Annotated in this window: 25 protein-coding genes; 8 read left to right on the plus strand and 17 right to left on the minus strand. The window is 59.7% G+C overall.

Going from position 1 to position 25,219, the window contains the following annotated elements; genetic code table 11:
- Positions 1–3: 3 nt before the first annotated feature.
- Positions 4–756: a transporter substrate-binding domain-containing protein gene (locus tag V8J88_RS20875; RefSeq protein ID WP_338846197.1), complete on the minus strand. Its 753-nt coding sequence runs from the start codon at positions 754–756 to the stop codon at positions 4–6.
- A 114-nt stretch (positions 757–870) separates the two neighbouring features.
- Here V8J88_RS20875 and V8J88_RS20880 point away from each other — a divergent pair, with 114 nt between their 5' ends.
- Both V8J88_RS20880 and V8J88_RS20885 read left to right on the plus strand, forming a co-directional pair.
- On the plus strand, positions 871–1,374 hold the full coding sequence (locus V8J88_RS20880) for a GNAT family N-acetyltransferase (RefSeq protein ID WP_338846198.1): 504 nt from the start codon (positions 871–873) through the stop codon (positions 1,372–1,374).
- A gap of 24 nt (positions 1,375–1,398) precedes the next feature.
- Positions 1,399–2,637 carry an MFS transporter gene (locus V8J88_RS20885; protein WP_338846199.1) on the plus strand — a complete coding sequence of 413 codons (1,239 nt, stop codon included), beginning with the start codon at positions 1,399–1,401 and terminating at the stop codon, positions 2,635–2,637.
- A 12-nt stretch (positions 2,638–2,649) separates the two neighbouring features.
- Here the strand turns inward: V8J88_RS20885 and V8J88_RS20890 are convergent, their stop codons facing one another.
- Together V8J88_RS20890 and V8J88_RS20895 are read right to left on the minus strand one after the other, a co-directional pair.
- A complete protein-coding gene (locus V8J88_RS20890) occupies positions 2,650–3,384 on the minus strand; it encodes a response regulator transcription factor (RefSeq protein ID WP_338846200.1) in 735 nt (244 codons plus the stop codon).
- A gap of 153 nt (positions 3,385–3,537) precedes the next feature.
- Positions 3,538–5,262, minus strand: coding sequence for an ABC transporter substrate-binding protein (locus V8J88_RS20895; RefSeq protein ID WP_338846201.1), 1,725 nt, complete (start codon positions 5,260–5,262; stop codon positions 3,538–3,540).
- Positions 5,263–5,432: 170 nt separating this feature from the next.
- Here V8J88_RS20895 and V8J88_RS20900 point away from each other — a divergent pair, with 170 nt between their 5' ends.
- Positions 5,433–6,002: a hypothetical protein gene (locus V8J88_RS20900; protein WP_338846202.1), complete on the plus strand. Its 570-nt coding sequence runs from the start codon at positions 5,433–5,435 to the stop codon at positions 6,000–6,002.
- A gap of 79 nt (positions 6,003–6,081) precedes the next feature.
- On the opposite strand, the gene V8J88_RS20905 is transcribed toward V8J88_RS20900, so the two are convergent.
- From V8J88_RS20905 to V8J88_RS20960, 12 genes are all read right to left on the minus strand, one after another.
- Complete coding sequence (locus V8J88_RS20905; protein ID WP_338846203.1) at positions 6,082–7,197, minus strand: ABC transporter permease; 1,116 nt, start codon at positions 7,195–7,197, stop codon at positions 6,082–6,084.
- Positions 7,194–9,575, minus strand: coding sequence for an ABC transporter ATP-binding protein (locus tag V8J88_RS20910; protein WP_338846204.1), 2,382 nt, complete (start codon positions 9,573–9,575; stop codon positions 7,194–7,196). Before V8J88_RS20910 ends, V8J88_RS20905 begins: the two co-directional genes overlap by 4 nt.
- Before the next feature lie 2 nt (positions 9,576–9,577).
- Positions 9,578–10,423 carry a SagB family peptide dehydrogenase gene (locus tag V8J88_RS20915; protein ID WP_338846206.1) on the minus strand — a complete coding sequence of 282 codons (846 nt, stop codon included), beginning with the start codon at positions 10,421–10,423 and terminating at the stop codon, positions 9,578–9,580.
- A gap of 21 nt (positions 10,424–10,444) precedes the next feature.
- Positions 10,445–11,818 (minus strand): YcaO-like family protein, encoded by a 1,374-nt coding sequence (locus tag V8J88_RS20920; protein WP_338846207.1) that lies wholly within the window; start codon positions 11,816–11,818, stop codon positions 10,445–10,447.
- 9 nt (positions 11,819–11,827) lie between these two features.
- A complete protein-coding gene (locus V8J88_RS20925; protein WP_338846208.1) occupies positions 11,828–13,078 on the minus strand; it encodes a hypothetical protein in 1,251 nt (416 codons plus the stop codon).
- On the minus strand, positions 13,041–13,790 hold the full coding sequence (locus V8J88_RS20930) for an outer membrane lipoprotein-sorting protein (RefSeq protein WP_338846209.1): 750 nt from the start codon (positions 13,788–13,790) through the stop codon (positions 13,041–13,043). The genes V8J88_RS20925 and V8J88_RS20930 overlap by 38 nt, the downstream gene beginning before the upstream one ends.
- 19 nt (positions 13,791–13,809) lie before the next feature.
- The gene (locus tag V8J88_RS20935; protein ID WP_338846210.1) at positions 13,810–15,045 is read right to left on the minus strand and encodes an FtsX-like permease family protein; all 1,236 of its coding nucleotides are present in this window, start codon (positions 15,043–15,045) and stop codon (positions 13,810–13,812) included.
- Entirely contained in the window at positions 15,033–15,698 is a 666-nt protein-coding gene (locus V8J88_RS20940) for an ABC transporter ATP-binding protein (RefSeq protein WP_338846211.1), read from the minus strand. Before V8J88_RS20940 ends, V8J88_RS20935 begins: the two co-directional genes overlap by 13 nt.
- A gap of 3 nt (positions 15,699–15,701) precedes the next feature.
- Entirely contained in the window at positions 15,702–16,109 is a 408-nt protein-coding gene (locus V8J88_RS20945; RefSeq protein WP_338846212.1) for a DUF2141 domain-containing protein, read from the minus strand.
- Positions 16,109–17,038 (minus strand): hypothetical protein, encoded by a 930-nt coding sequence (locus V8J88_RS20950; RefSeq protein WP_338846213.1) that lies wholly within the window; start codon positions 17,036–17,038, stop codon positions 16,109–16,111. The genes V8J88_RS20945 and V8J88_RS20950 overlap by 1 nt, the downstream gene beginning before the upstream one ends.
- A gap of 111 nt (positions 17,039–17,149) precedes the next feature.
- Positions 17,150–17,287: a hypothetical protein gene (locus tag V8J88_RS20955; RefSeq protein ID WP_338846214.1), complete on the minus strand. Its 138-nt coding sequence runs from the start codon at positions 17,285–17,287 to the stop codon at positions 17,150–17,152.
- 508 nt (positions 17,288–17,795) lie between these two features.
- Positions 17,796–18,431: an alpha-ketoglutarate-dependent dioxygenase AlkB gene (locus V8J88_RS20960; RefSeq protein WP_338846215.1), complete on the minus strand. Its 636-nt coding sequence runs from the start codon at positions 18,429–18,431 to the stop codon at positions 17,796–17,798.
- A 25-nt stretch (positions 18,432–18,456) separates the two neighbouring features.
- Between V8J88_RS20960 and V8J88_RS20965 the strand changes: the two genes are divergently transcribed.
- Positions 18,457–19,059, plus strand: a complete 603-nt coding sequence (locus V8J88_RS20965) for a molybdopterin-dependent oxidoreductase (RefSeq protein WP_338846216.1) — start codon at positions 18,457–18,459, stop codon at positions 19,057–19,059.
- 56 nt (positions 19,060–19,115) lie between these two features.
- On the opposite strand, the gene V8J88_RS20970 is transcribed toward V8J88_RS20965, so the two are convergent.
- Complete coding sequence (locus V8J88_RS20970) at positions 19,116–19,478, minus strand: hypothetical protein (protein WP_338846217.1); 363 nt, start codon at positions 19,476–19,478, stop codon at positions 19,116–19,118.
- Positions 19,479–20,020: 542 nt separating this feature from the next.
- On the opposite strand from V8J88_RS20970, the gene V8J88_RS20975 reads away from it, so the two are divergent.
- On the plus strand, positions 20,021–21,190 hold the full coding sequence (locus V8J88_RS20975; RefSeq protein WP_338846218.1) for a GGDEF domain-containing protein: 1,170 nt from the start codon (positions 20,021–20,023) through the stop codon (positions 21,188–21,190).
- A gap of 28 nt (positions 21,191–21,218) precedes the next feature.
- On the opposite strand, the gene V8J88_RS20980 is transcribed toward V8J88_RS20975, so the two are convergent.
- Positions 21,219–21,992: a hypothetical protein gene (locus V8J88_RS20980; protein WP_338846219.1), complete on the minus strand. Its 774-nt coding sequence runs from the start codon at positions 21,990–21,992 to the stop codon at positions 21,219–21,221.
- Between the two features lie 243 nt (positions 21,993–22,235).
- Between V8J88_RS20980 and V8J88_RS20985 the strand changes: the two genes are divergently transcribed.
- From V8J88_RS20985 to V8J88_RS20995, 3 genes are all read left to right on the plus strand, one after another.
- The gene (locus V8J88_RS20985) at positions 22,236–22,544 is read left to right on the plus strand and encodes a hypothetical protein (protein ID WP_338846220.1); all 309 of its coding nucleotides are present in this window, start codon (positions 22,236–22,238) and stop codon (positions 22,542–22,544) included.
- Between the two features lie 128 nt (positions 22,545–22,672).
- Complete coding sequence (locus V8J88_RS20990) at positions 22,673–23,890, plus strand: TolC family protein (RefSeq protein WP_338846221.1); 1,218 nt, start codon at positions 22,673–22,675, stop codon at positions 23,888–23,890.
- Between the two features lie 17 nt (positions 23,891–23,907).
- Positions 23,908–25,218, plus strand: a complete 1,311-nt coding sequence (locus tag V8J88_RS20995) for an efflux RND transporter periplasmic adaptor subunit (protein ID WP_338846222.1) — start codon at positions 23,908–23,910, stop codon at positions 25,216–25,218.
- The last annotated feature ends 1 nt before the right edge of the window (position 25,219 follow it).

Consider the following 25,219-nt stretch of genomic DNA (forward strand, 5'->3'; position numbering starts at 1 on the left):
CGGCTAATCAGCACGCCGCAGATATTGCTGCCGCAGGCGTTGCGGCAGCCCTGATTTTTGCACCACATCCCAGGCCGATTGCAAACGCGCGACCAGCGCTGGATCACTATCCCGGTTCAGCGCGAAATACAGGCTGCGGCTGCCATCAATTAAAAACGCAGGCTCAAACGCATCCAGATCAAGCTTTTGCAGCTTGCACACCGAGATAAAATTCCATTCCATCAAAATCACATAATCCAGGCGCCCGGCCAACAGTTTTTGCAGATTCAAGAAGGAGCTTGGGGCAAATTCAAACGCTTCCTCACTTAAGCCGGTCTGCTCCAGCACCACCCGGCTGGACGCCATCTGGCGCACCATGCCGGTGCGGTAACGCGCCAGCTCATGCACGCTGGCGGCTTGCAGATCTGTGCGCTTGCGCAATTTGTAGGCGTAAATATTGATGGGGGAAAGCGGGCCTATCCACAGAAATTGCTGCTCCCGCTCCGGAATTCTGGCGGTCGAGTACAACAGGGTGTTTGGCTGCAGCAAAGTCAATTGCATCGCGCGCCGCCAGGGCATCACTTCGATCTCCGCTTGCAAGCCGGCGTGGCGCAAGGTGGCCTGCAACAGCCCGGTGGAATAACCGCCGACTTTGCCGCCCTCGGTGTAATTCAGCGGGTGGGTTTCTTCTGTCAGCACGCGCAATGCCTGGCCAACAGCCGCCGTACTGCAAAACAGCATGAACAAAGCAAGCAAACCTGCAGAAAGAGATCGCATCGCCGCTCCTTGCGAATGGCTGTTCTTACATGATAGCTTGTGCAGCCGCATGCACAATACCATGCATATGTATAATGCAGGGTTTTGCAGCCCGCTGGCTAACAGGAAAACAGGATGAAGAACGATTTTGCATTACACGAAGGGACATTTGCCGACCGCGCCGTGCTGGATCGCCTGGCCGAGCTGTATCTCTACGATTATTCTGAATTCGATGGCTATGACGTGGATGCGCATGGCTTGTACCGCTTCGATGATCTGGATTATTACTGGCTGGAAAAAACGCGTGAAGTGTTGTTGTTCAAGGTCAATCAACACTGGGCCGGTTTTGCTTTGATTTCAGAAGATGTGCTGCACCCGCAGAGCCAGCGCTGCATCAATGATTTTTTCATACTGCGCAAATACCGCCGGCAAGGCATAGGCGCGCAAGCGGCGAACTGTATTTTTGCGCGCACCCCATCCGCCTGGGAAGTCTGTATGCTGCCCAACAATTTGCCGGCGCAGGCGTTCTGGCGCAAAACCATCGCCGCCGCCAGCAATGGCGCCTGGCAGGAACAACAAATCGACAATGACGACTGGCGCGGGCCGCTGATGTGGTTTGACAATCGCCCGCAAACTTAAAGCTTGATGCAAGAAAAGGCAACCATGCAGTTACCTGTCCGCGCCATGCTGGCTGCGCAATTTTTTTCCATCCTGGGCAGCGCGATTGGCGCACTGGCCATACCCTGGCTCTTGTTTGAGGCGCACTTAAGCCCCGAGCGGATTGCCTTGCTGTTTGCGGTGCAATCCGGGGCCGCTCTGCTGGCCGCGCTGCTCGGCACGCCGCTGGTGGATCGGATCGATAAGCGCAAAGCGTATATCGTCTGCGATCTGTTGCTGGCGCTTGCCTCATTCAGTCTGGTCGGCCTGTATCTGGCGCATGCCCTGCATCCACTGATCATTGCGCTGATTCTGGCCATTGCCGCCGTGCTCAGCGCTTTCGCCAGCGCCGCCGGTTCAGCCATGATTCCGGGACTGCTGCAACAACAAGCTTGCGATCATCCAGACACCCATCAGCGCGTCAACGGCTGGATAGGCGTATTTCACAATTTCGGCGATCTGGCCGGCCCGATTATTGGCGGTCTGTGCATCGCCGCGCTCGGCAGCGCCGGCGCGCTGGCGCTCGACGGCGCCACTTTTTTACTCTCAGCCCTGCTGCTGTTTGTATTTTTGCCGCGCATGAGCGCAAGCGCTGCGCATCCCGCAAGCACTCACAGCGAAGCCGGGCAGGCGCATGGCCGCAACGACTATCTGGCCGGGGTGCGTGAAATCATGCGCAGCCCGGTGCTGCGCATGGTCAGCTTGATCAGCGCCGTCATCAATTTGAGCCTGACCCCGCTGCTCGCCCTCTTGCTGCCGGTGCTGGTGAAACAGGCTGGCGGCAGCGCGCTGGGCGCAGGCGTGCTGATTTCCTGCTTTGGCGGCGGCGCACTGCTCGCGTCTTTATTGATCAGCCTGCGCCCCCTGCCCTGGCCAGCCGTGTACAGCCTGTGCGGCTCGCCCGGTTTGATGCTGCTGTGCTTTGTTTTGCTGCCCTTCAGCAGCGGCCTGAGCAGCTGCTTCCTGCTATTCCTGCTTGGTCTGGCGGTAGGCTACCTTGGCCCCTTGGAACAGACATTGATGCAAAGCCATGCGCCGCAACAGCATGTGGGACGCGTCATGCTGGCGTATTCAGCGCTGCGCACCGTGCCGGTTCCGCTGGGTTATTTCATCTGCAGCCTGGGTCTGGCGCAGGCCAATCTGGCGGCCAGCCTGCACAGCCTGGCCGCGCTGCTGGCGCTGGCGCTGGCGGCGCTGCTGTACAGCGCCTGGCGCGAAAAGACGCATTGGCGGCCACCGGCATAAGCTGCAGACGGATCAGCCTGCCTGCTCTGCTTTGCGCGCGGCGCGCCCGTTGCGGCCATAAAACTGATACAACTTGTCCAAGGGCATGCCGGGAAAATAGCCGCGCCGCTGCGCCTCAAACACCAATTGATGACGGCGGCTGACGCCGAATTTGGCGAACAGCTCCGTCATCAGATTTTTCACGCGGCCATACGAAAGTTTGACGCGTTGCGCCACCTCCATGTTTTCCAGATCCGGTTCGCGCAAGAGCAAATCCAGCACCCTGATTTCGCTTGCATGCAAGAGAGGAATCGCATCGCGCTGATCGCGAAAGGCGCGCAACATGCATTCCGGCGTGAACAGATAAGCGCCTTCCAGCACTTGCCGCACCGCGCTTTGCAAACGCAAGCTGTCATCGCTGCGCGACAGATAGCCGTGCACGCCCAGCACAATGCAAGTGCGCAACAGGGCCAGATTTTCACTCGATCCGAGCGCCAGACAGGGCGTGCCGCGCCGCTTGGCCTGCAACAGACACTCAACCCATTCGCGCCCTTCGCCGCTCTCGATATGCAGGATCAGCAGATTCGGCCCCGCCTCGCGCCACACCTGCTCCAACTCACGCGCCCGGCTCAGGCATTGCAAACGATAGTGCGTCCCCAGACTGTGCCGCACCGCGTCGCACAACATGGCGTGATCGCTGATAAAAAGAATATGTTTGACCTGCGCCGCTGTTGCGTCAGGCGCGGCTTGCTGATTTAACTGGTTCATCGCTACGCTCCCGGATAAAGAATGGGCCGATAGTAAGCGCAGCCCGCGCAGAAAGGAAGCATTCGCTGAAAAACCCTGCTGTACATTGGCATACTGCAGCATATCCGGGTTTGCGCGCTGTTTGCGCGGGCGCTTACACGCAGCCGCAGCGCATCAGCGCACCCGTCCCTCGCGCCAGGCCTGCAGCAATTTCTCATACGAAATCGTCAAGCCGGGCGGCTTCTCATTCGCCAATTTAGCCCACGGCGCACCCTTATTGCTGAGCCAGCGGGAGGCTTCTTTTTTGGCATTCAAGCGCGGCGCGCAATGGCGCATGCCCTCGCGCTGCAACTGCGCCATATGGGCGTCGAGCTGTTCCGCCAATTGATCCAAAGCCTGCTGCGCACTGCTTTTGCCTTCCAGCGCCGGGGCCAGATTGCGCCACCACAGCGGCGCCATGCGCGGATAATCGGGCACATTCACGCCGGTCGGGGTCCAGGCGACGCGCGCCGGACTGCGGTAAAACTCAATCAAACCGCCGTAACGCTCACTGTGGCGGGTGAAATAATCCAGTTTGATGTCCGATTCGCGGATAAAGGTCAGGCCCACCACCGATTTGCGCGCCGACACCGTTTTCGAGGTCACGAACTGCGCATACAACCAGGCCGCCGCCAATTGCGGCGGCGAAGTCGATTGCAAAAAAGTCCAGGCCCCGACATCCTGATAGCCGTTTTGCATCCCCTCTTTCCAATACGGGCCATGCGGGGCCGGGGCCATACGCCACTTCGGCGCGCCATCCGCATGCGCCACCGGCAAACCCGGCTTGGTCAGGCTGGTGGTAAACGCGGTGTACCAGAAAATCTGTTGCGCGATATGGCCCTGTCCCGGAACCGGGCCGGCCTGATTGAAATTCATATTGCGCGCCTGCGGCGGCGCATACTTGCCCAGCCACTCAAGATATTTTTGCAAAGCGAACACCGCCGGCGGCGAATTCGTGGCGCCGCCGCGCGCCACCGAAGCGCCGACCGGCGTGCAACGGTCATCGGCAACGCGGATGCCCCATTCATCCACCGGCGCGCCGTTCGGAATCCCCTTATCCGCCGCGCCCGCCATCGACAACCAGGCATCGGTGAAACGCCAGCCAAGCGAAGGATCGCGCGCGCCGTAATCCATATGTCCCCACACCCGCTTGCCGTCAATTTCGCGCACATCGTTGGTGAAAAATTCGGCGATGTCTTCGTATGCGCTCCAATTCACCGGCACCCCCAGTTCATAGCCGTATTTGGCTTTGAAACGTTGTTGCAATTCGGGCCTGGCAAACCAATCTGCGCGGAACCAATACAAATTGGCGAATTGCTGATCCGGCAATTGATACAGCTTGCCATCCGGGTCGGTGCAAAAACTCAGGCCGATGAAATCCTGCAAATCCAGTCCGGGATTGGTGTAAGGCTTGCCGGCCCCGCTCATATAGTCCGAGAGCGCCAGCGTGCGGCCATTGCGCATATGGGCGCCGATCAAGTCCGAATCGCTGACCCAGGCGTCAAACGGCGACTGATTGCTTTGAATCGCCTGCTGCAACTGCTGCACCAGCTCGCCTTCCGGTATGGTCTGGTGCTCAACCTGAATGCCGCTGATGTCATGAAAGGCGCGCGCTAACACCTTGGCTTCATATTCATGGGTATCAATGGTTTCCGAGGCCACCCGGATCTTGCGCACGCCCTGCGCGCGCAAACGCGCGGCGGCTTCGATAAACCATTTCATTTCCGCCAACTGCGCTTGGCGTGTCAAGCTGCTGGGCTGAAATTCCTGATCGATCCAGCGCTGCGCCGCCGCCATATTGGCTTGCGCCGGCAGCGCGCATACCAAGGCGCCAGCCAGCAAGAATGCAGAAATGCGCATGCCGCCTCCCGGGAAAAAGCCGCGATGCGCTCATGATAGCGCCTTCTGCATGACAGGTGAAAGGCGCTGCAAGCGCCCTCCGATAAAAATTCCAAAAAGACAGAAAGACCTAAATAAAACCAGGGATAAAATATGAAGACACGCAAAGCCGGGCTGCGTCAATCTTTCATATGCAAGCTGCCCACAAAGGAAAACAGATGACTGCATTACCCGCCCAGCCACAACGTTCTTCTCTGGTGTCCGGCCTGGCCTGGCTGCTCATCATCGTCGGCGGTTTTTCCATTGTGATCGCACTGCTGCAAATCCTCGCATTCAGCTTTATTCCCCCGGAAAAGTTTGCCAGCATGGTGGATGCCCCGAAAATCCCGTTCCTGATCAAACTCATCTTCACCAATCTGCACTTGATCTTTTTTTCATTCGGACTGCTGTCCTGCGCCACGCTGATCTGTGGCGTCGGCTTGCTGCTGCGCAAATATTGGGGCTGGTTCGCCACCATCCTTCTGCTCGTGTTTGGCATCGTGTGGAATTTCGGCATGCTGTTTTTGCAAAACGCCCTCTTCGCCGCGTTCACAGAAATGGCGCCGGAGCTTGCGGAAACGACGATATTCGCCATGTTTAAAGATGGTTTGCTGATTGGCTTCAGCATCTTCGCACTGATATTCAGCGCCTTGCTGTTGTGGCTCATCAAGCGCTTGACAGCGCCTGAGATCCGAGAGGAATTCCAGCCGAAAGCAATGTGAACCATCGATCGAATCAGCATCAAAGTAATGCAGTCGGCGCACCGATACGGGGTGCGCCGCCAAAACCAGCGGGCAAATGCTATCTGGCCGCCAGCATCCCCTGATTCAACACAAAAGCCTTGCTGGCGTAAGCCAGGGAAAACACAATCAACACCCCGAATTCCCACAGGAACAGGGTTTGCGACCAGATGCTGTCGCCCTGCATCAGACAGGCGCGCAGGGCGTGCACAAACAAATTCACCGGCATCACATCCAGCACCTGTTTTAATGGGCCGGCCCCGTCCAGGGGGACAAACAAATTGCCCAGGAAAATCAGCGGGAAATACACCAGATTGCACAGCAGCGTGGCCCATTCGCTGTTGCGCAAGCGCGCCGCCAACACCAGGCCGAGCGCCAGAAAGCCGGCCACGCCCAGCAGCAATACCGGCAAAGCATGCAACCATGGCCCCGGCGCGAGCGGGAAACCGGGTTGATACAGCAGCGCGGCAAAGCCGAATAAGAGCAAACCGGCCAACACAATCACCAGGAATTTGGAAACCGAAAACGCCAACACCACCGACAAACGCGACACCGGCAACAATTCAAACACACGGAAATGGCCGGCCTGACGGGCGCTCACCAAGGGCACGACAAAGCCCATCAATGCCGTCGAGACCACCACCATACACAGCAAACCTGTCACCAGATATGCGGCATACGGCAACTTGGCGCGCGCCGGCGGGGCCTGGGTGGCGAGCTGAATGCCGCGATACTGGTACAGCTGGCGCAAGGCGTAATCATCCGCCACCGAAGCGATGATATTCAACGCCACATCGCTGGCCATGCTTTTCGGCTGCTGCAAGCGGGCGTCCAGCAAAACGCCTTGACGCGCCTGCACCCGTTCGGCAAAGCCGGCCGGAATCTGCAATTCAATTTGCTCTTTTTCGCCCGCCGCAAACACCACCTCCACTGCTTGCTGCGATTGCAGCGCCAGCTTCAGATGTTGTATCAGTGCGCCTGAGGCCGGGCTTTTGTCCTGGTCAATAAAAACCAAGCCGACTTGTCCCAATTTGCCGCTTTCGCCAAACGCGCTCATAAAAATAATCAGGCTCAAGAGCGGAAAGCCAAACGTCCAAAAGGCCGCCGCTTTATTGCGCAGGAAGTTGCGGACATCGACTTGCAGCAAATTCCAGAAAAAAATCCATGCCTGTTTCATACCGCCACCTCCAAAGCTTGCGGGCTGGCGTGCGCGGCGGCCATGAATAAATCGCTCATATCGCAGGCGCGCACTTGATAATCCAGCAAATTGTGTTGCGCCGCCAGGGCGCGAAAAGCCTGCAAAAATCCTTGATCGCCCAGCATGCTGATGCTGTCTTGCTGCGCAAACACATGGCGCGCGCCCAGTTCGCGCAGGGCCGGCAAATGCTGCCGGTTGCCATGCGCGAGTTGCAAATCGACCCGGTAATCTGACAAATACGCGCGGCGGATTTGCTGCGGGCTGGCGCAAGCTTGCATGCGTCCCTGCGCCAAGACTGCAATACGCTGACAGCGCGCCAGAAAACCGGCCTCATGGCTGACCGCCAACACCGCTGCGCCCTGCTGGCGGCGTTCTTCGATCAGGGCGAATAATTGCCGGCTGTATTCATCATCCAGGCCCAAACTGGGTTCATCCAAGACAATCAAGCGCGCTTGCGGCAAAAAGGCGGCATATAAATCGACACGCTGCTTTTGTCCGCTCGACAGCCAGCCATATTTTTTCTTCAGCAAATCGGTCAAACCCAGGCGCTGCAACAGCGCTTGATCCTGCCGCCCATAGGCCGCGCGCAGGATTTGCAAGACATCTGCGACTTGATAATCCGGGGCAAAACTCAAGCGATGCAAACGCGCGCCGACTTGCTCGCGCAGGGACAGATTGCGGCGCCAGGCGGCAAAGTCCATGCCGCAAATGCGGTGCACGCGGCTGCTGGCCTGCTGCAGACCGATGCAACACTCCAGCAACAGCGACTTGCCGACGCCGTTCGGGCCGATCAAGGCCAGCAATTCGCCGCTGTGCACGCTGAAATCATCCACTTCCAAACTAAAGCCGGCAGCGTCGCCAAAGCGCAAGCCCTGGATTTCCAATTGCGCCGCACCGGCTGGCTGCATCTCCTCTTGCTGCGCGGACTCCGGCGCAGCATCCGGCACGGACTCCGGCGCCACCGCCGCCGGGGCCGGCAAAGCGTCCGCGCCATACACCTGGCGGAAAATGGCCGCCGCCACCAAACCGTAGTCGTCTGCGCGCAAAGCGAGCTGGCGCAACATGCTGCGCCCGCTGTCGGCGTCGCCGCCATATTGCTGCGGGGTGTGGATTAACAAAGTGGCTTTGCAAATTTGTGCGCTATACGCTTGCGGATACATGCGCAGCGCCGCATCCGCTTCACGCATCGCGCGGCTGCCCAGGCTGGCGCGCTCAAACACGCTATTCGCACGCATCAAACGGCTCATGGTGTGACGCAATTGCAATTCAGCCAGCGCCTGTCCCCCGCCCTGGCGCAAGAGATCGGCCAGCAACAGATCCGCCTGCTTGCTGCGCTCTGCCGCTTGCGGCGCGCGCAATTCGCGCAAGCTGATTTGCGCATCCAGCATGGCCAGGCGGCTGGCGGCATCCTGCGCCTGCTCCCACTGCGCCAGCATGGCGCATAAACCGTCCACATCATTGCGCGCGCGCAAAGCCAGCGCCTGGGCTTGCGTAAAACTGTGCGCCGGGGTCGCGCTGGCGGTGTGAAAACTGTCCCATTCATCGGCCAAAGCCTGGCGCACCAGCGGCAGCGCGGCGCCATTTTGCGCGCGCACAGCGGCAAACAGCTGGGCCAAACCGGCCCCGCCCAGGCGCGCATGCAAGCGCGCCACCAGCAGCGCGCCTTGCGGGTAGAGTGCCGCGCGCTGCGCCTCATCTTCGACCGCATCTTCAAACGCCAGCCCCTTGCCGAAGCCGCTTTGCAAGGCGCCCGGCAAATCCCAGGCGGCAGCGGCGCAGGCCGTTTGCGCCGCCGCCGCGTCAAAAGCCCCGCTGCTGCTGTATTCAAACCAAGTCGCCAAGCCTTCATCCAAGAAACGCTGGCCGCAACGCAAATGCGCATGCCCGGTTTCATGCCACAGCCAGCGCGCCATCTGCGGCTGCCCCAATAATGTTTGCGGAAATTGCAAACAGGCCAGACCGGGAATATCAAACATGGCCAGATTCATGGCGCCGAAGTCCGGATTCAGATACAGCAGCAGCGGCGCGACCGGCTGCGCCAGCTGGCTGGCGCCGAACGCCAGCGCAGCGGCGATCTGCCCATCCGCCTCTTGCAGCGCCGCCAGCGACACCTCAGCGCCGGCCAGCCAGTAACGCCCCTGCAGCTGATGGCAGCGCAAGCCGCCTTGCTGCAATTGGTGCAAGGCGCCGAGGATGCCGGCCTGCACCGCCATGCGCCGCAAAATCGTCGCGCCCTGCTGCACGCGCGCCGCATCCTGCGCCGCCGCCGCCTGCAACAGTGACAGCACAATCGCCGCCAGATCATACGGGTCGCCGGCCACATAGTGCGCCAGCGCCGCTTGCCGATTGCCGTCCATATTCATCCCGCGAAAAAGCCTACGATCACCGATTCGCTCACCCCATCCAGCTGCAATAAGCGTTCCGCCTCATCATCAAAAAACGAACTCCACATCAAACCATGCAAACCCAATGCCTGCGCATTCAAATGCAGGGTCTGGCCGGCGGCCCCGGCTTCAATCATCACCAGCTTATAGCCCTTGTTGCCATATTTATTGGTGGAGCGCTGCAACACCCCGCTCATGAAAATCATCACTGCCGGCATTTTGTCGGCGGCAAATGGCATCGACAACACGCGGTTGACCTGCTCCGCCTGCAATTCTTGCTGCAACACGCGCAATTCACGGCTGATCGTGTTGTAGTGACAGACGCAAGGCTGCACCCCGTCCACACGCATCGGCAGCACATAAAATTCCACCGGATACAAACCGCCGCCGGAAGGATAGGGCTTGCGGTGCAAGGTGGCGTCGCGCGCATATTCCGGCGTCATGCTGGCGTTACAGCCGAGCGCATTGCCGAGCAAATCCGCCAATTCCTGCTGGCTGATGCTGCGCCCGAACTCGGGGCGCGAGCGGCGCTGATGCAGCACGCTGGCGAATTCCTGTGACGGCAGGCTTTGCGCCGGCGGCAGCGCCAGCAGCGGAAAAGATTCATAGCGTTTGACCCCGGCCAGATGCAGGCGAATGGTTTGCGGATTGCTCAAAAAGTCATTGATGCGCATGCCGATCCCGGCCACTGTGGGACGGAAATACTTGGCGTTTTCATTAAAAATCTCATACAGGCAATCCACATCATAAGCGCCGTATTCATAATTCGGCGCAATCGCCTCGCTCAATTCCAGCACTGTCGCTTTGCTTTGCTCGCTCATGGTTGTCTCGTTTTTTTCATGTCAGGGGAAGGGATGGGGGGCCGGATTCAATTCCGCCGGCATCGGCATGCCCCAGAAATCGGCCAATTGCTGCAAACGGCGGCGCTGCTGGCTGGCGAAGCAGGCCGGATTGCCGAAGTACAGCGGCTGGATATCGGAAATCAAAACTTTCACCACGCGCAAACCGGTTTGCGCCACGTCTGCCGTACTCAAATCGGCCCAGCCTATGCAACGCCCGGACGCATGCACTTTTTGCGCTACGCTGTGCAGGCTGGCCGGGGCCAGACCGGCTTGCAGTGCGCTGGCCTGCACCCGTCCCGGACTATCGAGCAGGAAGCTGAGTTGCGCCCGCATTTCCGGGCGCAAGTAATAAGACACATGTTCTTTCGAGCCGGCCAGCTTGCCCCAGCTGTGCAATGTCTGCTGCGCCTGCTCCATTTCGCTATCGGCGAAACGGGTTGACCATACCCAGGTGTGACAGGCTTCCACAATCGCTTTTTCACAGGCCTGCAGCAAACTGAAATGACAGGATGCGCCAAAGCCGATGCGCCAGCTGTGCCGTCCCTGGCAGCAGGCCAGCACGGTGATGGCGCCGAATTCATTCGGCAGATACCACAGCGTGAGTTGGCACACCGGCGAGGCCAGCATGGCTTGCACTTGCGCCGGCAATTGCTGCAAAAAGGCGGCGTCGAGTTCGATTTGCTGCGGTTGATAGCGCAGCAACCACATCGCCATAAACACATCGCGCTCCAGCGCTTCGCGAAAGCCGGAGGCAATCGCCTGGCTGTAATCGGCGCCGCACGCCATGCCGGTGCTGACAGTCTGGGTCAACGCTTCCCCCTGCCCCACTTGCAAGCCGAAATAAATCAATTGCGCCGGCAGCCACAACTCATCACCGTTGATCAAATCCTGTCCCTTCACCCATTGCAGACTGGTTTGATCTTGCAAACGGCCAAATGGAAATTCGGGATTGTCGTATTGTTCCTGGCTGTACAAAATCCAGTCTTGCATGGGAAAACAGCGCCCCGCCATCTCTTCCGGCAAGCCGAATTCAAATTGCTCCATGCCGTACACCCCGCCGCAATAGCGTTCCACCGCCTCGCCCACGGTGGACCACAGGCATTGCTCGCGCGTGATGCCGGCCCCGGCCCCGCCCATCGGCACCTTCACCGGCGGCGCATCGTTGGCGCAAAAATAGGCTGGATTCGAGAGTACAGCGGCGGCGATATGCAATTGCGGAAATTCCGGCGCGCGGCAGGATTCGAGCAAGAGGCGGATCACGCCAAAGCGCGCGTCCACCAACTGGCGCCACACCGTGGGCAAATCCAGCGGGGCCGCCTGGCGGCCGCCATCCGGCAGATAAGTCAAAAAATCAGGGGGCAGGGGTGCGTTCATGGGGCAGACTCAAAAAATGCCGGCGAAACGGAGGCCGAGCGAGGTTGTGTAAGGAAGGTAGGCGTATTCTGTGCCGCCTTTACGGGCAAAATGACTGATGGAAAAACCGATGCTGGCGCCGCGCCACAGGCCGCGCCGCAGATTCAAAAAAGCCGCGCGGCTGCCGTCTTGCAAGCCGAAACTCTGTCCCAGACTCCAGTCCCAGCCGGCATGCGCGCCCTGCCACTGCAGATAGGCGTAATCGCGCAACATGCCTTGCGGCGGCAGGCTTTGTGCGTCCCACAGCAAATTGACTTCGCGCAAGGCTTGCGGCCCCGGCGCGCTGCGATGCCAATCCACCATCTGGCGCCAGCGCCGCCATTCATCACGCTGCATGCCATTGCCGTTATGCGACCATTCCAGCGTCAGGGCCGGCCAGTCGCGCGGTGTCCAATTCAAGCCGAGCAGACTCTGGCCGCGCCAACTTTCGCTGCGCTGTTCCTGATATGGATTGCTGAACCAGAATTGATCCGCTGTTTGCAAACCGGCATGACGCCAGCTGCGTTGCCCGCGCTGCCAATACAAGGAAGCATGCGCCTCCAGGCTTTCCAGCGGGGTGTAGGACAGACTGGCGCCGACACCGTGTCCCACTTCGCGCACCTGGCGCGCCAGCAGGGCGTAACTGAGCTGGCCTTGCTGGCCGGACAGGCGCAGCACGGTTTGGCGCAAACCCCGGTTGCCATAGTCCAGCGGCGCGCTGTCACGGCTGTGCGCCAAGTCCAGCGCCAGCCCCTGCGCCACGCGGCAGGACAACAGCGCCAACGGCAAGCCTTCGCTATTCCCGGCCAGGTCTTGCAAATCGCTTAAATTCGGCTGAGTTTGAAAAAATCCCAGCGGCTGCAATAAAAATCCCACATCCCACGCCAAAATCCGTTTGCCAAGGGACAGTTTGCAGTCTTGATTCAAGCGCCATACCTTGTTCAATTCCTTGAGCCGCACTTCCTGTTGCGCCGGATTGCCGCCGGCGCGCGCCGCCAGCGCCCGCACGCGCCAGGTGAAACCGGCGTGCTCGCCGTCCAACGTCAAGGCCAGGGTTTGTTGTTGCGCGGCGAATCCGTTGGCGCGCGTAATCGGAAAATACGCTTGCGACAGCGCATTTTCCTGCTGGCTGAAATACAGGGTCAGCGTGGGCCAGTCTTGCGCCTGGGCCGCGCCGCACAGGCCGGCCAGCAGCAGCCAGACTTTATTGCCCGACTTCCAGCGCGTGCAGACTGAAGGCATCTCGTTCCACCTGAATGTTTTTGGCGGCTTTCACCACGTACAGCGTTTCTTTGCCGTTTTTGGCGTCCAGCGCGCTGATGATGCGGGTGCTGCGGATCAGGCGGAATGCGCCCAGATTTGCGCTTTCGCCATACCAGGCGCTTTTCATCAATTTGCCGCCAAAGGTGTACATATCCGCTTTCACCGGCGCGAATTGGCTTTCGCTCAGATACAGCTCAATCTTGCGGTAAGTCGCTTCTTCCTGCGCCGCTTCGAGCGTGACGCGCCAGCAATTGCGTCCCTCCACTTGGGCCAGCTGCGGCGCATCGGCGGCCAGCTTGTATTCCTCACTCCAGCGCGTGCGCAACACATCGCCCACGCTGGCGTTACCCTGCAGCTGTTGCACCGCAGTCAGGCGCAGCGGGCGGCGCGTTTTCGGGAAATACATCCAGATGCCCTGTTTGGTGCTGAGAATTTTTTGCCCGCGCTTATCGCGGTTTTGCATCGCCAGCAAGGCATTCCCGCCGCCATCCGAGGTAATCGCATACGCGTCCTGCTCGACCTCGCGCCCGTCTTGCAGCGTGCTCAGGCTGACTTGCAATTCGACCCCGCCAGCCGGCTGGCGCTGCTGGTCGATACGGCTGATGATGTCTTTTAATTGCGCCGCATCAGGCGCTTTGGCCAGCGCCAAGGGCGCGCATAACAGCAGGGGCAGGAGGAAATGAAGACGCATAGGCTTGGCTCGTAGGTGTTTAATGGGTGTTGATCGCGTCCAAAATGTCCAGGCTGGCGACATGACGGCTGGCCAGCCAGGCCGCCAGCATGCCCAAGGCAATCAGGGCCAGACTGACTTGCAGCGCCATGCCGCCATCCCACAGCAATTGCAAGGGATAGCCGCTGGTGCTGCCTGGCGGAGCCGGCATCATGATGTGAATATGGCGGCACAGCCAGCCGCCGCCCCAGGCCAGCGCCGCACCGGCAGCGCTGCCGAGCGCGCACAGATAAAAACTCTCCAGCGCAAAGCCGGCGCGGATGCGCGCGGCGTCGATGCCGAGCGCGCGCAGACTGCCGATTTCGCGCGTGCGCTCCATCACATTCATGATGATGGCGTTCAATATCGCCAAAAACGCCACCGCCAGCAAAATCCCGCCCAGGACGATGAATTGGCCCCGGTAGAGTGTCACCAACTGATCGTAAATCGGGTTCAGCTCACGCCAGCTGCGCTGCGCAAAACCGGCGGGCAAGGCGGCTTGCATGCGCTGCGCCTGCGCCGCACTCAGATCCTGCTGCAGCAGCACGGTCAGGCGCGAGACTTTTTCGCTGCGCAATAATTCCTGCGCGCCGCCCAGCGGCATGGCCAGATAATAGGTGTCGCGTGCGGCAATTCCGCTGCTGATCACGCCGGCCAGGGTCACATCCATCGCATTCATCTGGCCGCTGACCGCCGCCGTCACCAGCGTCAGCGTGTCGCCCGGCTTGGCGTGCAGGCGCTGCGCCAATTGCTGGCCGAGCACAATGCTGTAGCGTTTATCGTCGCCGCCTTCCAGATAGTCGCCGCTGACAATCCGCAACTGCTTGCCAAACGCCTGCCATTCCGCTTCCGCATCCAAGCCTTCGCCGCTGAAGCTGCGCGTGATTTCGCCGTTTGAAATCAATCCCTGAAAATACAGGCGCGGCAAAATCTTTTTGACGCCGCCCAGGGCTTGCGCCTCGCGCTGCAAGCTGGCGCGCTGCGCGCTGCTCAAGCCATATTCCAGCGGTTTGTTTTCCTGCTCCAGAAATTCATTGCGGTGCGCCAATTGCACATGCCCGGCGCCGCCCTGCACAATCGAAAATTTCAAACCTTCAAACGAGGCCAGAATAAAACCATAGGCCAGCAAAATCGCGCAGCACGCCACCGCCACGATGGCGAGCGTGAGCAGACTGCGGCGACGGTTGCGCCACACATTGCGCCATGCCAGCGCGCTCCACAGCATCAGGCCAGACACTTGCCATCCTCCAGCAGTTGCACGCGCTGTACATAATCGTGCACCAGCGCATCGTGGGTGGCGATCACCAGGGTGACGCCGTTTTCCTGCTGCAAACGGCGCAAAATTTGCAGAAATTGCACGGCGTTTTTGCGATCCAGATTAGCGCTCGGCTCATCCGCCAGCACAATCCGGGGCTGCGGCGCCAGCGCGCGCGCAATCGCCACCCGCTGCTGTTCGCCGCCGGACAGCAGCGCGGCGCGCACATCCGCCCGGTGTGACAGACCGACTTGCTCAAGCCAGCCGCCGGCGCGGCGCTTGCGTTCGGCTGCGCTGAGATTCTGCATCACCAGCGCCATTTCCACATTTTCCTGCGCGCTCAAGACCGGCAGCAAATTGAAGCGCTGGAAAATGATGCCGATCTGCTGACCGCGAAAACGATCCAGCGCCTGCGCGCTCAGACTGTCCAAGCGCGTGCCGCCGATGCTGACATAGCCTTCATCCGGCTTGAGCAAGCCGCCAGCCAGCGCCAGCAAGCTGCTTTTGCCGCTGCCGGAAGGGCCGCACAGGGCCAGCGCCTCGCCCGCCGCCACCTGTAAATCCACGCCGCGCAGCGCCCAATACGCTTGCGCGCCATTCGGCCAGCATTTGCCGACGCCATGCAATTCGATCATTTTTCAATACGCCAGGCGGAAGCTGAATTCAATATTTTCTGTGCTCACCTGCTGCGCCGCATCGGCGAATTTGGGCGGGCCATACTGTCCCTTGGCGTTACGGCTGAAGGCTGTGCCTTCGACAGGAATCCCGAGTTGATTCACATCCAGGCGGCCATTCCCGTTTTCATCATGAAACGCGAGCGCGGCCCAACGCCCCGCCGGCACTTTTTGAAAACTGAGCGTGGCTTGCGCGCCTGTCACCGGGACGATTTGCTGAAACGGGCAAGTCGGCTTCAAAAAATCTTTTTCTTCGCACAATTGCACATACAGCTTGCCCTTGCGCTCCGCATCCACAGAATGGATGCGCAATTTGACTTCGGCGGCCTGGGCCACCCCGGCCAGCAGCATGATCAGCAAAGCGGCGCGCATCACATCCCCTTGAAGTCATAGGCCGGGGCAAACGGCAAATTCGCATTCCCGTTGCCGCAATGCGGGCAGCGCGGCAGTTTCAGCACTTGCGCCAACTTTTCCGTTCCTTGCAGCACATTGCATTCCAGCAGGCAGTTTTGATGCAAGTCCAGCACCTGACCGGCCAGCATGGCGCCGGCATGCATCAGAGTGACGGTGGCCAGATGTTGCGCTTGCAACAGCGGCGGCGGTAATTCCTGCACATGCCACAAGGCCTGGCCGGAACTGGCGGCGTCATATTCGCGGAAAAATTGTTTGCTGGCGCGCATGCGGTGGTGCAGGCATTCAAAACAGCCGGTGGCGCGCGGCACAACCCGCAGCAAGCGCGCGGCTGCGCCATCCAGCCAGGCGAACAGCGCCGGTTTTTCTTGCGCCAACACCAGATCGCGATTGGCGGCGCGGAAATCATCATGCTGCGGCTGGTCAGCCAACAGCACAAACATGGCGGCGCGCGCAGCGTCATCGGTGCAGACAAAACCGCTGTCTTGCGCCAGGCTGGCCAATTTGTCGCGCAGCACGCCTGTCCCGTGCAAATAGAGCGGATGGGCGGCGGCGTCAAACGCCGGCGCATGCGGGTTTTGCCGCGTATTGGTCAGCGCGTACAGCCAGGCATCCGCCGCGCTGGCAGGGCCGGATGCGCTTTCACACAAAATGCCGCGCGCCAGCAGCGAATCAATAAATCCGCCCAAGGCGGTGGCGTCGAATTCTTGGCGCAATGAAGCAATCCACTCATCCCGGCTGAGTTTGCCTTCCGCTTGCAGCACGCTGCGCAAAAGTTGTTCCGGGCATTTGATGGAAAACGCCGATGAGAGCATCACGAATTGCCAATGGCCTTCCGCCAATTGGTGAATGCGCAGGCCGGGGGCCAAATACAGTTTTGCAGCGTTCATGGAATTCCTGGGGGGTAAAAATTCCTGGGGGGAGTAAAAAACAGCGGGCCTTGCGGCCCGCTGCCGCCACCGTCTGAGGTGCGAGCTCCTGACGGCGGCTACACAAACAGATTACTGACCGTTGCCACCGCTGCCGCAGCAGCAGCAGGTGCAGGTGCAGGTGCTGCCGGCTGCATATTCAGACAGGGAAACTGCGTTCAGTGCATCGGACTCTTGGGTGTCGATGATTTCGATGTTCAGCATGCTCATTTCTTTTTCCTTGGTTGTGTTGTGGAGATTCCGCCAAATCTCAGCCGACAGCCATGCCTTGACCTGAAGACAATAGGAAATACACAGGCGCTAAGGGCGACAGGAAACGGGAAACTGGTGCTGAAGGATGCCGGAATTGTTATGCGGGCGCTTGTCGCATCGGGGAAAAACTTGATACGACATATTGCCCGAAAGTGATAATGCTCATGCAGTTTACGATTTGCCAATGCTGTTTCATTTTGTTACATATATTTATCATATTCGCATGGTTTCATCCATGTATGCATGAAATCGCGCAAGTTAGACCGTTTATTGCGTCAGTTATCGGAAATTCATTCATTTTTTCTGCCCCTTGACATGTAACATAATGTGTATTTCCAGCCGGAAATTCTGCACATTGCGGCGCCCAAAGCGGCTTGCTCAAACCGGCTCGATTAGAGGCGAACGCTCGCTTTGTAAAAACATGGCTATGCAGAATCCCGCATCAGCGGCGATTACTGGCGGGCGCTCAGGGCTGCGCTTTGCGCGCCAAAATGCGGCGGAAGGTGAGATTGATGCGCGGCCCTGCGTCGGCTTCGCGATTGATACCGTGCTGCCAATGATGCTGGGTGGGGCCAGCCATCAGCAGCAAAGAACCATGCTCCAAACGCAGGCGGACGGGTTTCAGCGTTTTGTCACGTTTGTGGCGCAAAATGAAGGTGCGCGGCGCCCCCAGACTGAGCGAGGCGATAAGCGGATTGCGCCCCAACTCCGGCTCATCGTCGCTGTGCATGCCCATCGCGTCATTGCCATCCCGGTATAAATTCAACAGCACGCTGTTATACGCATGCCCGGTGAACTGCATCAGGGCATCGCGCAATTGCGCCAACACAGGCGTCCAGGGAAGGGGGACATATTCTTTGCCGCTGTAGGCATAGCGCGCATGCGCATCGCCATACCAGGCCATCAGACGCGGTTGCAGCATGGTCTTGCCGTAAATCGTGATGCTGTATTCGGCCCACGGGGTGTCGCGCAGCAATGCCGCATACAGCGCATCCGCCGCCAGCGGCAAGGGCGGGGTGCGGCAAAAATACAGTTCCGCATCCGGCAAGGGCAAAATCTGCAATTCCTGCTCAGAAGCAAACAAGTCCGGGTTATGCTGCATGCTTTCTCAAGTCCTGAAAGGTGGAATGATGGAAAAACGTGATTTCCTGCGCCATGCCGGCGCCCTCGGCGCGCTCGGTCTGGGCGGTATGGCGGCCAGCGCGCCGGCCTTGGCCGCCACGTCTGCGAAAGCGCCGCAACTGCTGCATATCACCGGCGCAATCGGGCGCAGCAATCGCGGCGCGTTTGACGCCGGGCGCGATATTCTGTTCGGCAAACAAAAAATCAATTTTGAGCGCGCCTTGAGTCTGGATTTTACTGCGCTGGCCAAGCTGCCGCAGCAAACCATACGGCCCACGCTGGAATACGATAGCAAAGTCCATAGTTTGCAAGGCCCGCTGCTGACAGATGTGCTGGCCCTGGCCGGCGTGAAAGCGGATGCCGCCTTGCAAGTGCAGATGCGCGCGATTGACGGCTATGTGGTCAACAGCAGCTTGCAACAGGTGAAAGAGCGCAAACAGATTGTCGCGCTGATGATGGACGGGCAAGCCATGTCCTTGGGCGGCCTGGGACCACTATGGGCGGTGTATGACGCTGACCGCGTGCCGGAATTCTCCAGCCGCCCGGTCAATGAGCGTTTTATCTTCTGTCCCTGGGGTTTGTATCACATCAATTTGCTGGCGCAATAAGGCGCGGCAAAGCATGCGGGCCGGCGCAAACCGCCCGCATGCAAGATGTGCAACAATCAGGCGTAAGCCTCGGCCAGGGTCATCACGCGCGGCGTGATAGTGACGCCAATGGCGGAGAAGATGCGCTCAATTTCCTTCATATTCGCTTCACGCTCATTGTCTTTCCAGCCTTGGAACAAGTCCGTGCCGTCTTTGGAAAAGTGCAAATCCAGCACCTTGCCCTTATCTTTGTGGGTGTAAGAAGATTGATGGATCATTTTGAAGCCGGCGTTTCCCAGTTCCGCCAGCACGGCGGCTGGTTGATTGTCCGGATCCACGGCCATGAAAATGCCGTAAGTCTTGCCCGGGGGCTTGGCTGCGACATCCACCTCATAGATACCGGGCGCTTTGGTGACTGCCGTACTTTTCAGATAAAGCATTTCAGCTCCTTCCATTCTGACAAGTGAAGCCCGCGCAACCCAGCGGGCTGATGATGCCGCCAGGCGGCACTGCCCCATGAGGCATATTTTCACAGATATTCGCCTTTTTTCAAGGCAGCTGCATTGCTGCAGTGCGAGGCTTTACGCGCGAATTGCGCAAAGCCGGCGCGAACTCATAATCTATTGCTTTTTGGCACACTTGTCACCTGCAACGCGCGCGCCAGCGGCAGACAAACAACAGTGCAGGCGCGCCGCAACATCCGGGATGAGGCCGGCGCTGACCTATAATAATGCCCCTGGAGCGCGCTGACTGTCCCCGGACTGATATGCGGCGCCACGGTCTGATTTAAAACCTTGTAAAAAACACCAAAAACCTCAGATCAGCTGTTCCATGCCAACCTGCGAAAGTTTGCAGGGGGCAATACTGCCGTTAGGCAAATGCGGGCGGCTCCATTACAATAAATCTGAACCTGTGCCGGTTTTCCCGCCACCCCGGGCGCCCGGCCCCACCTGACGAAGGCGATATGCAGGAAGACAAAGACATGCGATCCACAGGCCATCCGCGCTGGCAAGGCGTGAGTGCGATGTTGCTGTGGCTATTGCATTTGTTCCATCCGAATCAACCGGAGCGGCAGCAGGATGACTCGCGCCAATTGCAGCGCATCCGCCGCTTTGGCCGCGCCAGCTGGATTCTGGTGGCGTGGCTGTGCGGCCTGCTGGGCCTGTTTTCCGCCGGCCAATTGCCGATTTTATTGTGGATAGAAGTCGCTGCGCTGGGCTTGACCGGCTTTTTATTGTTCGCATTCCTGCTTTTTTCCGGTTTGAATCAGCGCGCCCAGGATAAAACCCTGACCGCGCCGATGGCCGGCTGCATGCTGGCCTTGATGTCCTGGGCTTTGTACACCACGCCGGCGACGCAAATTCTGTTCAGCCCTTTCGCGCTCTTGATCACGATGTCCTGCGCTTTCCGCCTGCGCGAAAAAACCCTGCTGCTGGTGGCTCTGGGTGCGCTGTTTTCCAATCTGGCGGCGCAATTCTTGCACTATCTGGTATGGCATGACCGCGCCACCCTGATTCAAGGCTTGATGCATTGCGGCGCATTGGGCATCACCCTGCCCGGCTTTGTCATGCTGGCCACACGCGTGCGCCGCCTGTACCGCTCGCTGTACATGGTGAGCGTGAAAATGGAAAGCATTGAAGAACATGCGCGGCGCGATGAGCTGACCGGCAGCTTCAACCGGCGCTATATGATGGCTGCGCTGCAGCAACAAAAACATCTGGCCGATGCGACCGATCAAAGCTTATGCCTGGCGGTGATTGATCTTGACCACTTCAAGCGCATCAATGATGAAATCGGCCATCTGGCCGGGGATGAGGTGTTGCGCACTTTCGCCCGCCTGGCGCAACAAAGCGTGCGCCGCGAAGATGTGTTCGGGCGCTATGGCGGCGAAGAATTTTTGCTGCTCTTGCCCGGCATTGAATTGCAAGCCGCCTTCAGCACCGTCGAGCGAATTCGCGCCATGACCGAAACCCGGCTGGGCATCATCGCCAAGGTCGAGCGCAAAGTCACTGTGTCAATCGGCCTGACCCAATACATTCCGGGCGAATCGGTATTGGATTTATTTGCGCGCGCCGATACCGCGATGTATCTGGCGAAAACCGGCGGCCGCAATCAGGTCGTGATGCAAGAAGCGGTGGAAGAACGGGATTGAGGCGGCGCCAGGCCGCCCCGCACAGCGTTTATTTTCCGCTCTGGCCGCTGACCGGTTTGCCGGCATGCGTCGCGGCCGACCAGACATAACCATCATCCAGGGTGCATTGCGCCGTGCCATCGCCCTGCGCAATCTGGAACGGCCCGGTCCAGGCCGGACACACACATTCCGCCAGCTCCAAACCGGTCTTGGCGTCCGTCTTATTCAATTTCTTGCACGGCGCCGTCATGCAACCGACATACTTGCCGGAGGGGCAGGAAATCTGCTTGATCGACAGGCCATTGTTTTGCGCCATATAAGTGCTGAAGGTGGACACCAGGGTGGCGCTTGGGTAAAACGTGTTCTGCGTGATGCTGGCGCAAGCCGGCGCGGAATTGGTCTTGCTGCACGCGCCGCCCTGCTGGCCGCAGCGTTTGACGGTATCGCGGTACACATCCAGATTCAAAATCGCGTGAATATCCACTTTCCACAAATTCGGCGTACTGCTGGCGCCGGCGGGAATCACATAGCAGGTGCAATCAGCTTCCGTGCCATCCGGGCGCAAACGGCAGGGCGCCGGGCCAGCCGGGCCGGAGTAATAGCAGAGCGCGATTTCGCTGCCGCTGCAATTGAGAAAATTGCGCGGATGCAAAATCACATTCGCCCAGGCTTTGGCATTGGGCGTGGTGTCGAGCACATTCAAGACAAACGGCCCGCCTTCGGTGTAGGGTTTGAGATTCGGCAACGCTGGTTTTTCCTGGGACTGCGCAAGCGCACTGACTGACAACAAGAGAGCGAACGGCAATGCAAAACGGGTTGACATGGCGTTTCTCCAGATGGGGGGAGGGATGGTCAGTGTACACCGGCGGGACGGGTTTGTATCCATGCATACGGAGGATATCGCCCCCCGCCTTGCACTGCAAAATAAGCGGGTGCAATGCGGCAATCCGGCGTTTCCACAAGGCCCGAAAACAATTGAATAGATATTCAACTGTTATAAAGCACAGCCGCAAAAATCCTGCTACACTTTGCCGCCATGACCCGTCGCCTCGTTCTCATTTTCTTCATGTTGATTATCCCGCTGCAGCTCAGCCTGGCGGCGATCAGCGCTATCTGCCAGCATGAGCAGGGCGCGGCGGCGAATCATCCCGGGCATCATGAACACAAACATGACAGCAGCGTGCAGGCTGAGGCAAGCGGCGCGACTGACCCGGATTGCGGCCCCTGCCATGATGTGCACCAACCGGCCCCGCTGGAAAGCCGGACGCAAACCGCGCTGTTTGCGGTCAAACTGGCGCCGCCGGATTATCTGGCGCATTTAAGCCACCCGCCGCACCACCCTCCCGAACGCCCACAATGGCGCCGCCCGGCTTAAGGCCGGCGCAGCGCCCTCCTCTATTGACTTACGCTATGTGGCCGCTGGCCGCATCGCCGGCGTTGCGCCGATTTTCTTGAACATTGTCAGCCCGTGCGCCGTATGCGCGCACGGCTGGGAGAATCGGAATGCATTTTTTACGCAAACCCCTGTGCGGCTTGCTGCTGGCGCTCGGCCCTGCGCTGCCAGCCTGCGCAGCAAGCGACTGGCCCACGCTATGGCGCCAGGCGCAGCAACACAATCTGGAATGGCGGCAAAGCAGCCGCAGCGCCGACTTCATGCAAGCGGAAATGGAGCAGGCGCAGACCCGTCCCAATCCTGAACTCAGCATCAGCCAGGAGGGCCAGGGCGCACAACGCAGCCGCAGCGTGCAACTGAGCATGCCCATCGAAACCGGCGGCAAACGCGCCGCCCGCATCGCGCTGGCGCACAGCAATCAGGCTTTGCAAGCCTTGGAGCAAAGCCAAAAACGTCAGCAGATTCAAGCCGATCTGCGCCTGGCGTTTTATGAAGCGCTGGCGGCGCAACAGCGGCAAACCCTGAGCCATGAAGCGCTCACGCTGGCGCAACAAGCGCATCATCTGAGCACGCAACGGGTCGCCGCCGGCAAAATTTCGCCACAAGAACAGGCGCGCACGGAATTGGCATTGGCGCAAGCCGGGCTGGATGTGCGTCAGGCGGAACTGGCGCTGCAACTCAGCTTAAGCCGCCTGGCCGGGCTGGCCGGGCTGCCTGCTGTGCCAGCGGTGCAAGGCAAGCTGGAACACAGCCCGCCCGCCCCGCCCTGGCCGGCATTGCAGGCCGCATTAGAGCAAGCGCCGGCCTGGCGGCACATCCAAAGCACACAGGCGCAAGCGCAAGCCGCCAGCGCACTGGAACGCAGCAAAGCCATGCCGGATCTGCAATTCGCAGTCGGTTTGAAACAAACCGTCGAAACCGCACCCGGCGCCAACCCGCGCCAACTTTTGCTCAGTCTGGCGATTCCTTTGCCCTTGTTTGAGCGCAACCAGGGCGCGCGCGGGCAGGCGGAACTGCGCGCCCGCGCCGCGCAGCAGGATGGCGCCGCGCAACAGCTGCAATTGCAACAGCAATTACAGCAAGCCTGGCGCAATTGGCGCCAAGCGCAGCAGGAAAGCTGGCAAATCGGCCAAACGCTGTTGCCGCAAGCACAGCAGATCGTGGAAGCGGCCTTGCAGGGCTTCCGCCACGGCAAATTCAGCTATCTGGAGTTGCAGGAAGCGCAACGCAGCCAAGCCGCCTTGCAAGCGCGGCAAATTCAAGCCCAGCTCGACGTCTGGCGCGCCATCGCTGAAGTGGAACGGATTAATGGCCCGCTCGCGCCATAAACAAAAAAGGATCAATCATGCAAAGCAAACTCAAGGCGCTGCTGCGCCACCCGCACACCCCCATCTGCGCACTGATCGTCAGCCTGAGCGTGGGCGGACTGTTTTTACTGCCCTCCGCTGACGCCGCCAAGAGCGGCCATGCCGATCATGCCGGCCATGCGCATGAAACAGAAGGCGCGCACGGCAAACCGGAACAACACGAAAAAGCAGCGTCGCACGCAAAAAGCGCGCCGCCAGCCGCTTCCGCTGCACACACCGGGCATGCCCACGATGACAAACAAGCCGCCCACGCACACGATGAAGAAGAAACACAGGAAGTCGCGATGAATGCGCAACAAATCAAGCTGGCCGGCTTGCGTATCGCGCGCGTGGAAAACGGGCCGATCCGCAGCATGCAACCCTTACCGGCGGAAATTTTGCTGGATGAGGCGCGCACCGCGCATCTGACGCCGCGTCTGTCCGGGGTGATTCTGAGCGTGCACGCGAACCTGGGTCAGCGTGTGCGTAAGGGACAGGTGCTGGCGATCTTGCAAAGCGCGGCAGCGGTCGAATTGCAGGGCGAAACGCGGCTGGCGCAACAACGTTTGCAGCTGGCGCAGCAGCAATATGCGCGCGAGAAAATGCTGTGGGAGCAAAAAATCAGCGCCACTCAGGACTACCAGCAAGCCGCGCACCAGCTGCGCGAAGCGGAATTGCAGCTGCACAATGCGCGCCAGAAAATGCAAGCCCTCGGCCTGCAAGGTGAAGCCGACGCCAGCCGCATCGCGCTGCGCGCGCCGCAGGATGGCCTGATTTTAGAGCGCCACGCCACCGTCGGCGAAGCCGTGAAAGAAGAACAAAACCTGTTCACGATTGCTGATCTGTCCCAGGTTTGGGCTGAGGTGGAAGCGCCGGCGCGCGATATGGCGCTGCTGAAACAAGGCGCTGCAGTGCGCGTCAGCGCCGCCGGCTTGCAAGCGCATGGCGTGTTGGATTGGGTCGGGGTGCAATTGCGCGAACAAAACCGCAGCGCCAAAGCGCGCGTGCGCCTGGCCAACCCGGAACTGGCCTGGCGTCCCGGCGTGCTGGCGCAAGTCGAAGTCGAAAACGGCGCGCAGCGCAGCGCACTCAGCGTGGAAAGCGAAGCCTTGCAGGAAATCGACGGCAAGCCCAGCCTGTTTATCCGCAGCGTCCACGGTTTCCGCGCGCACAGCGTGCAAACCGGGCGCAGCGATGGCCGCCGCACCGAGATTCTGGCCGGCTTGCAAGCCGGGCAGGAATATGTGGCCGGCGGCAGCTTTGTGCTCAAGTCCGAGCTTGGCAAAGCTGCTGCGGCGCACAGCCACTGAG

The sequence above is a fragment of the Massilia sp. W12 genome (assembly GCF_037300705.1).
GTDB lineage: Bacteria > Pseudomonadota > Gammaproteobacteria > Burkholderiales > Burkholderiaceae_D > JACPVY01.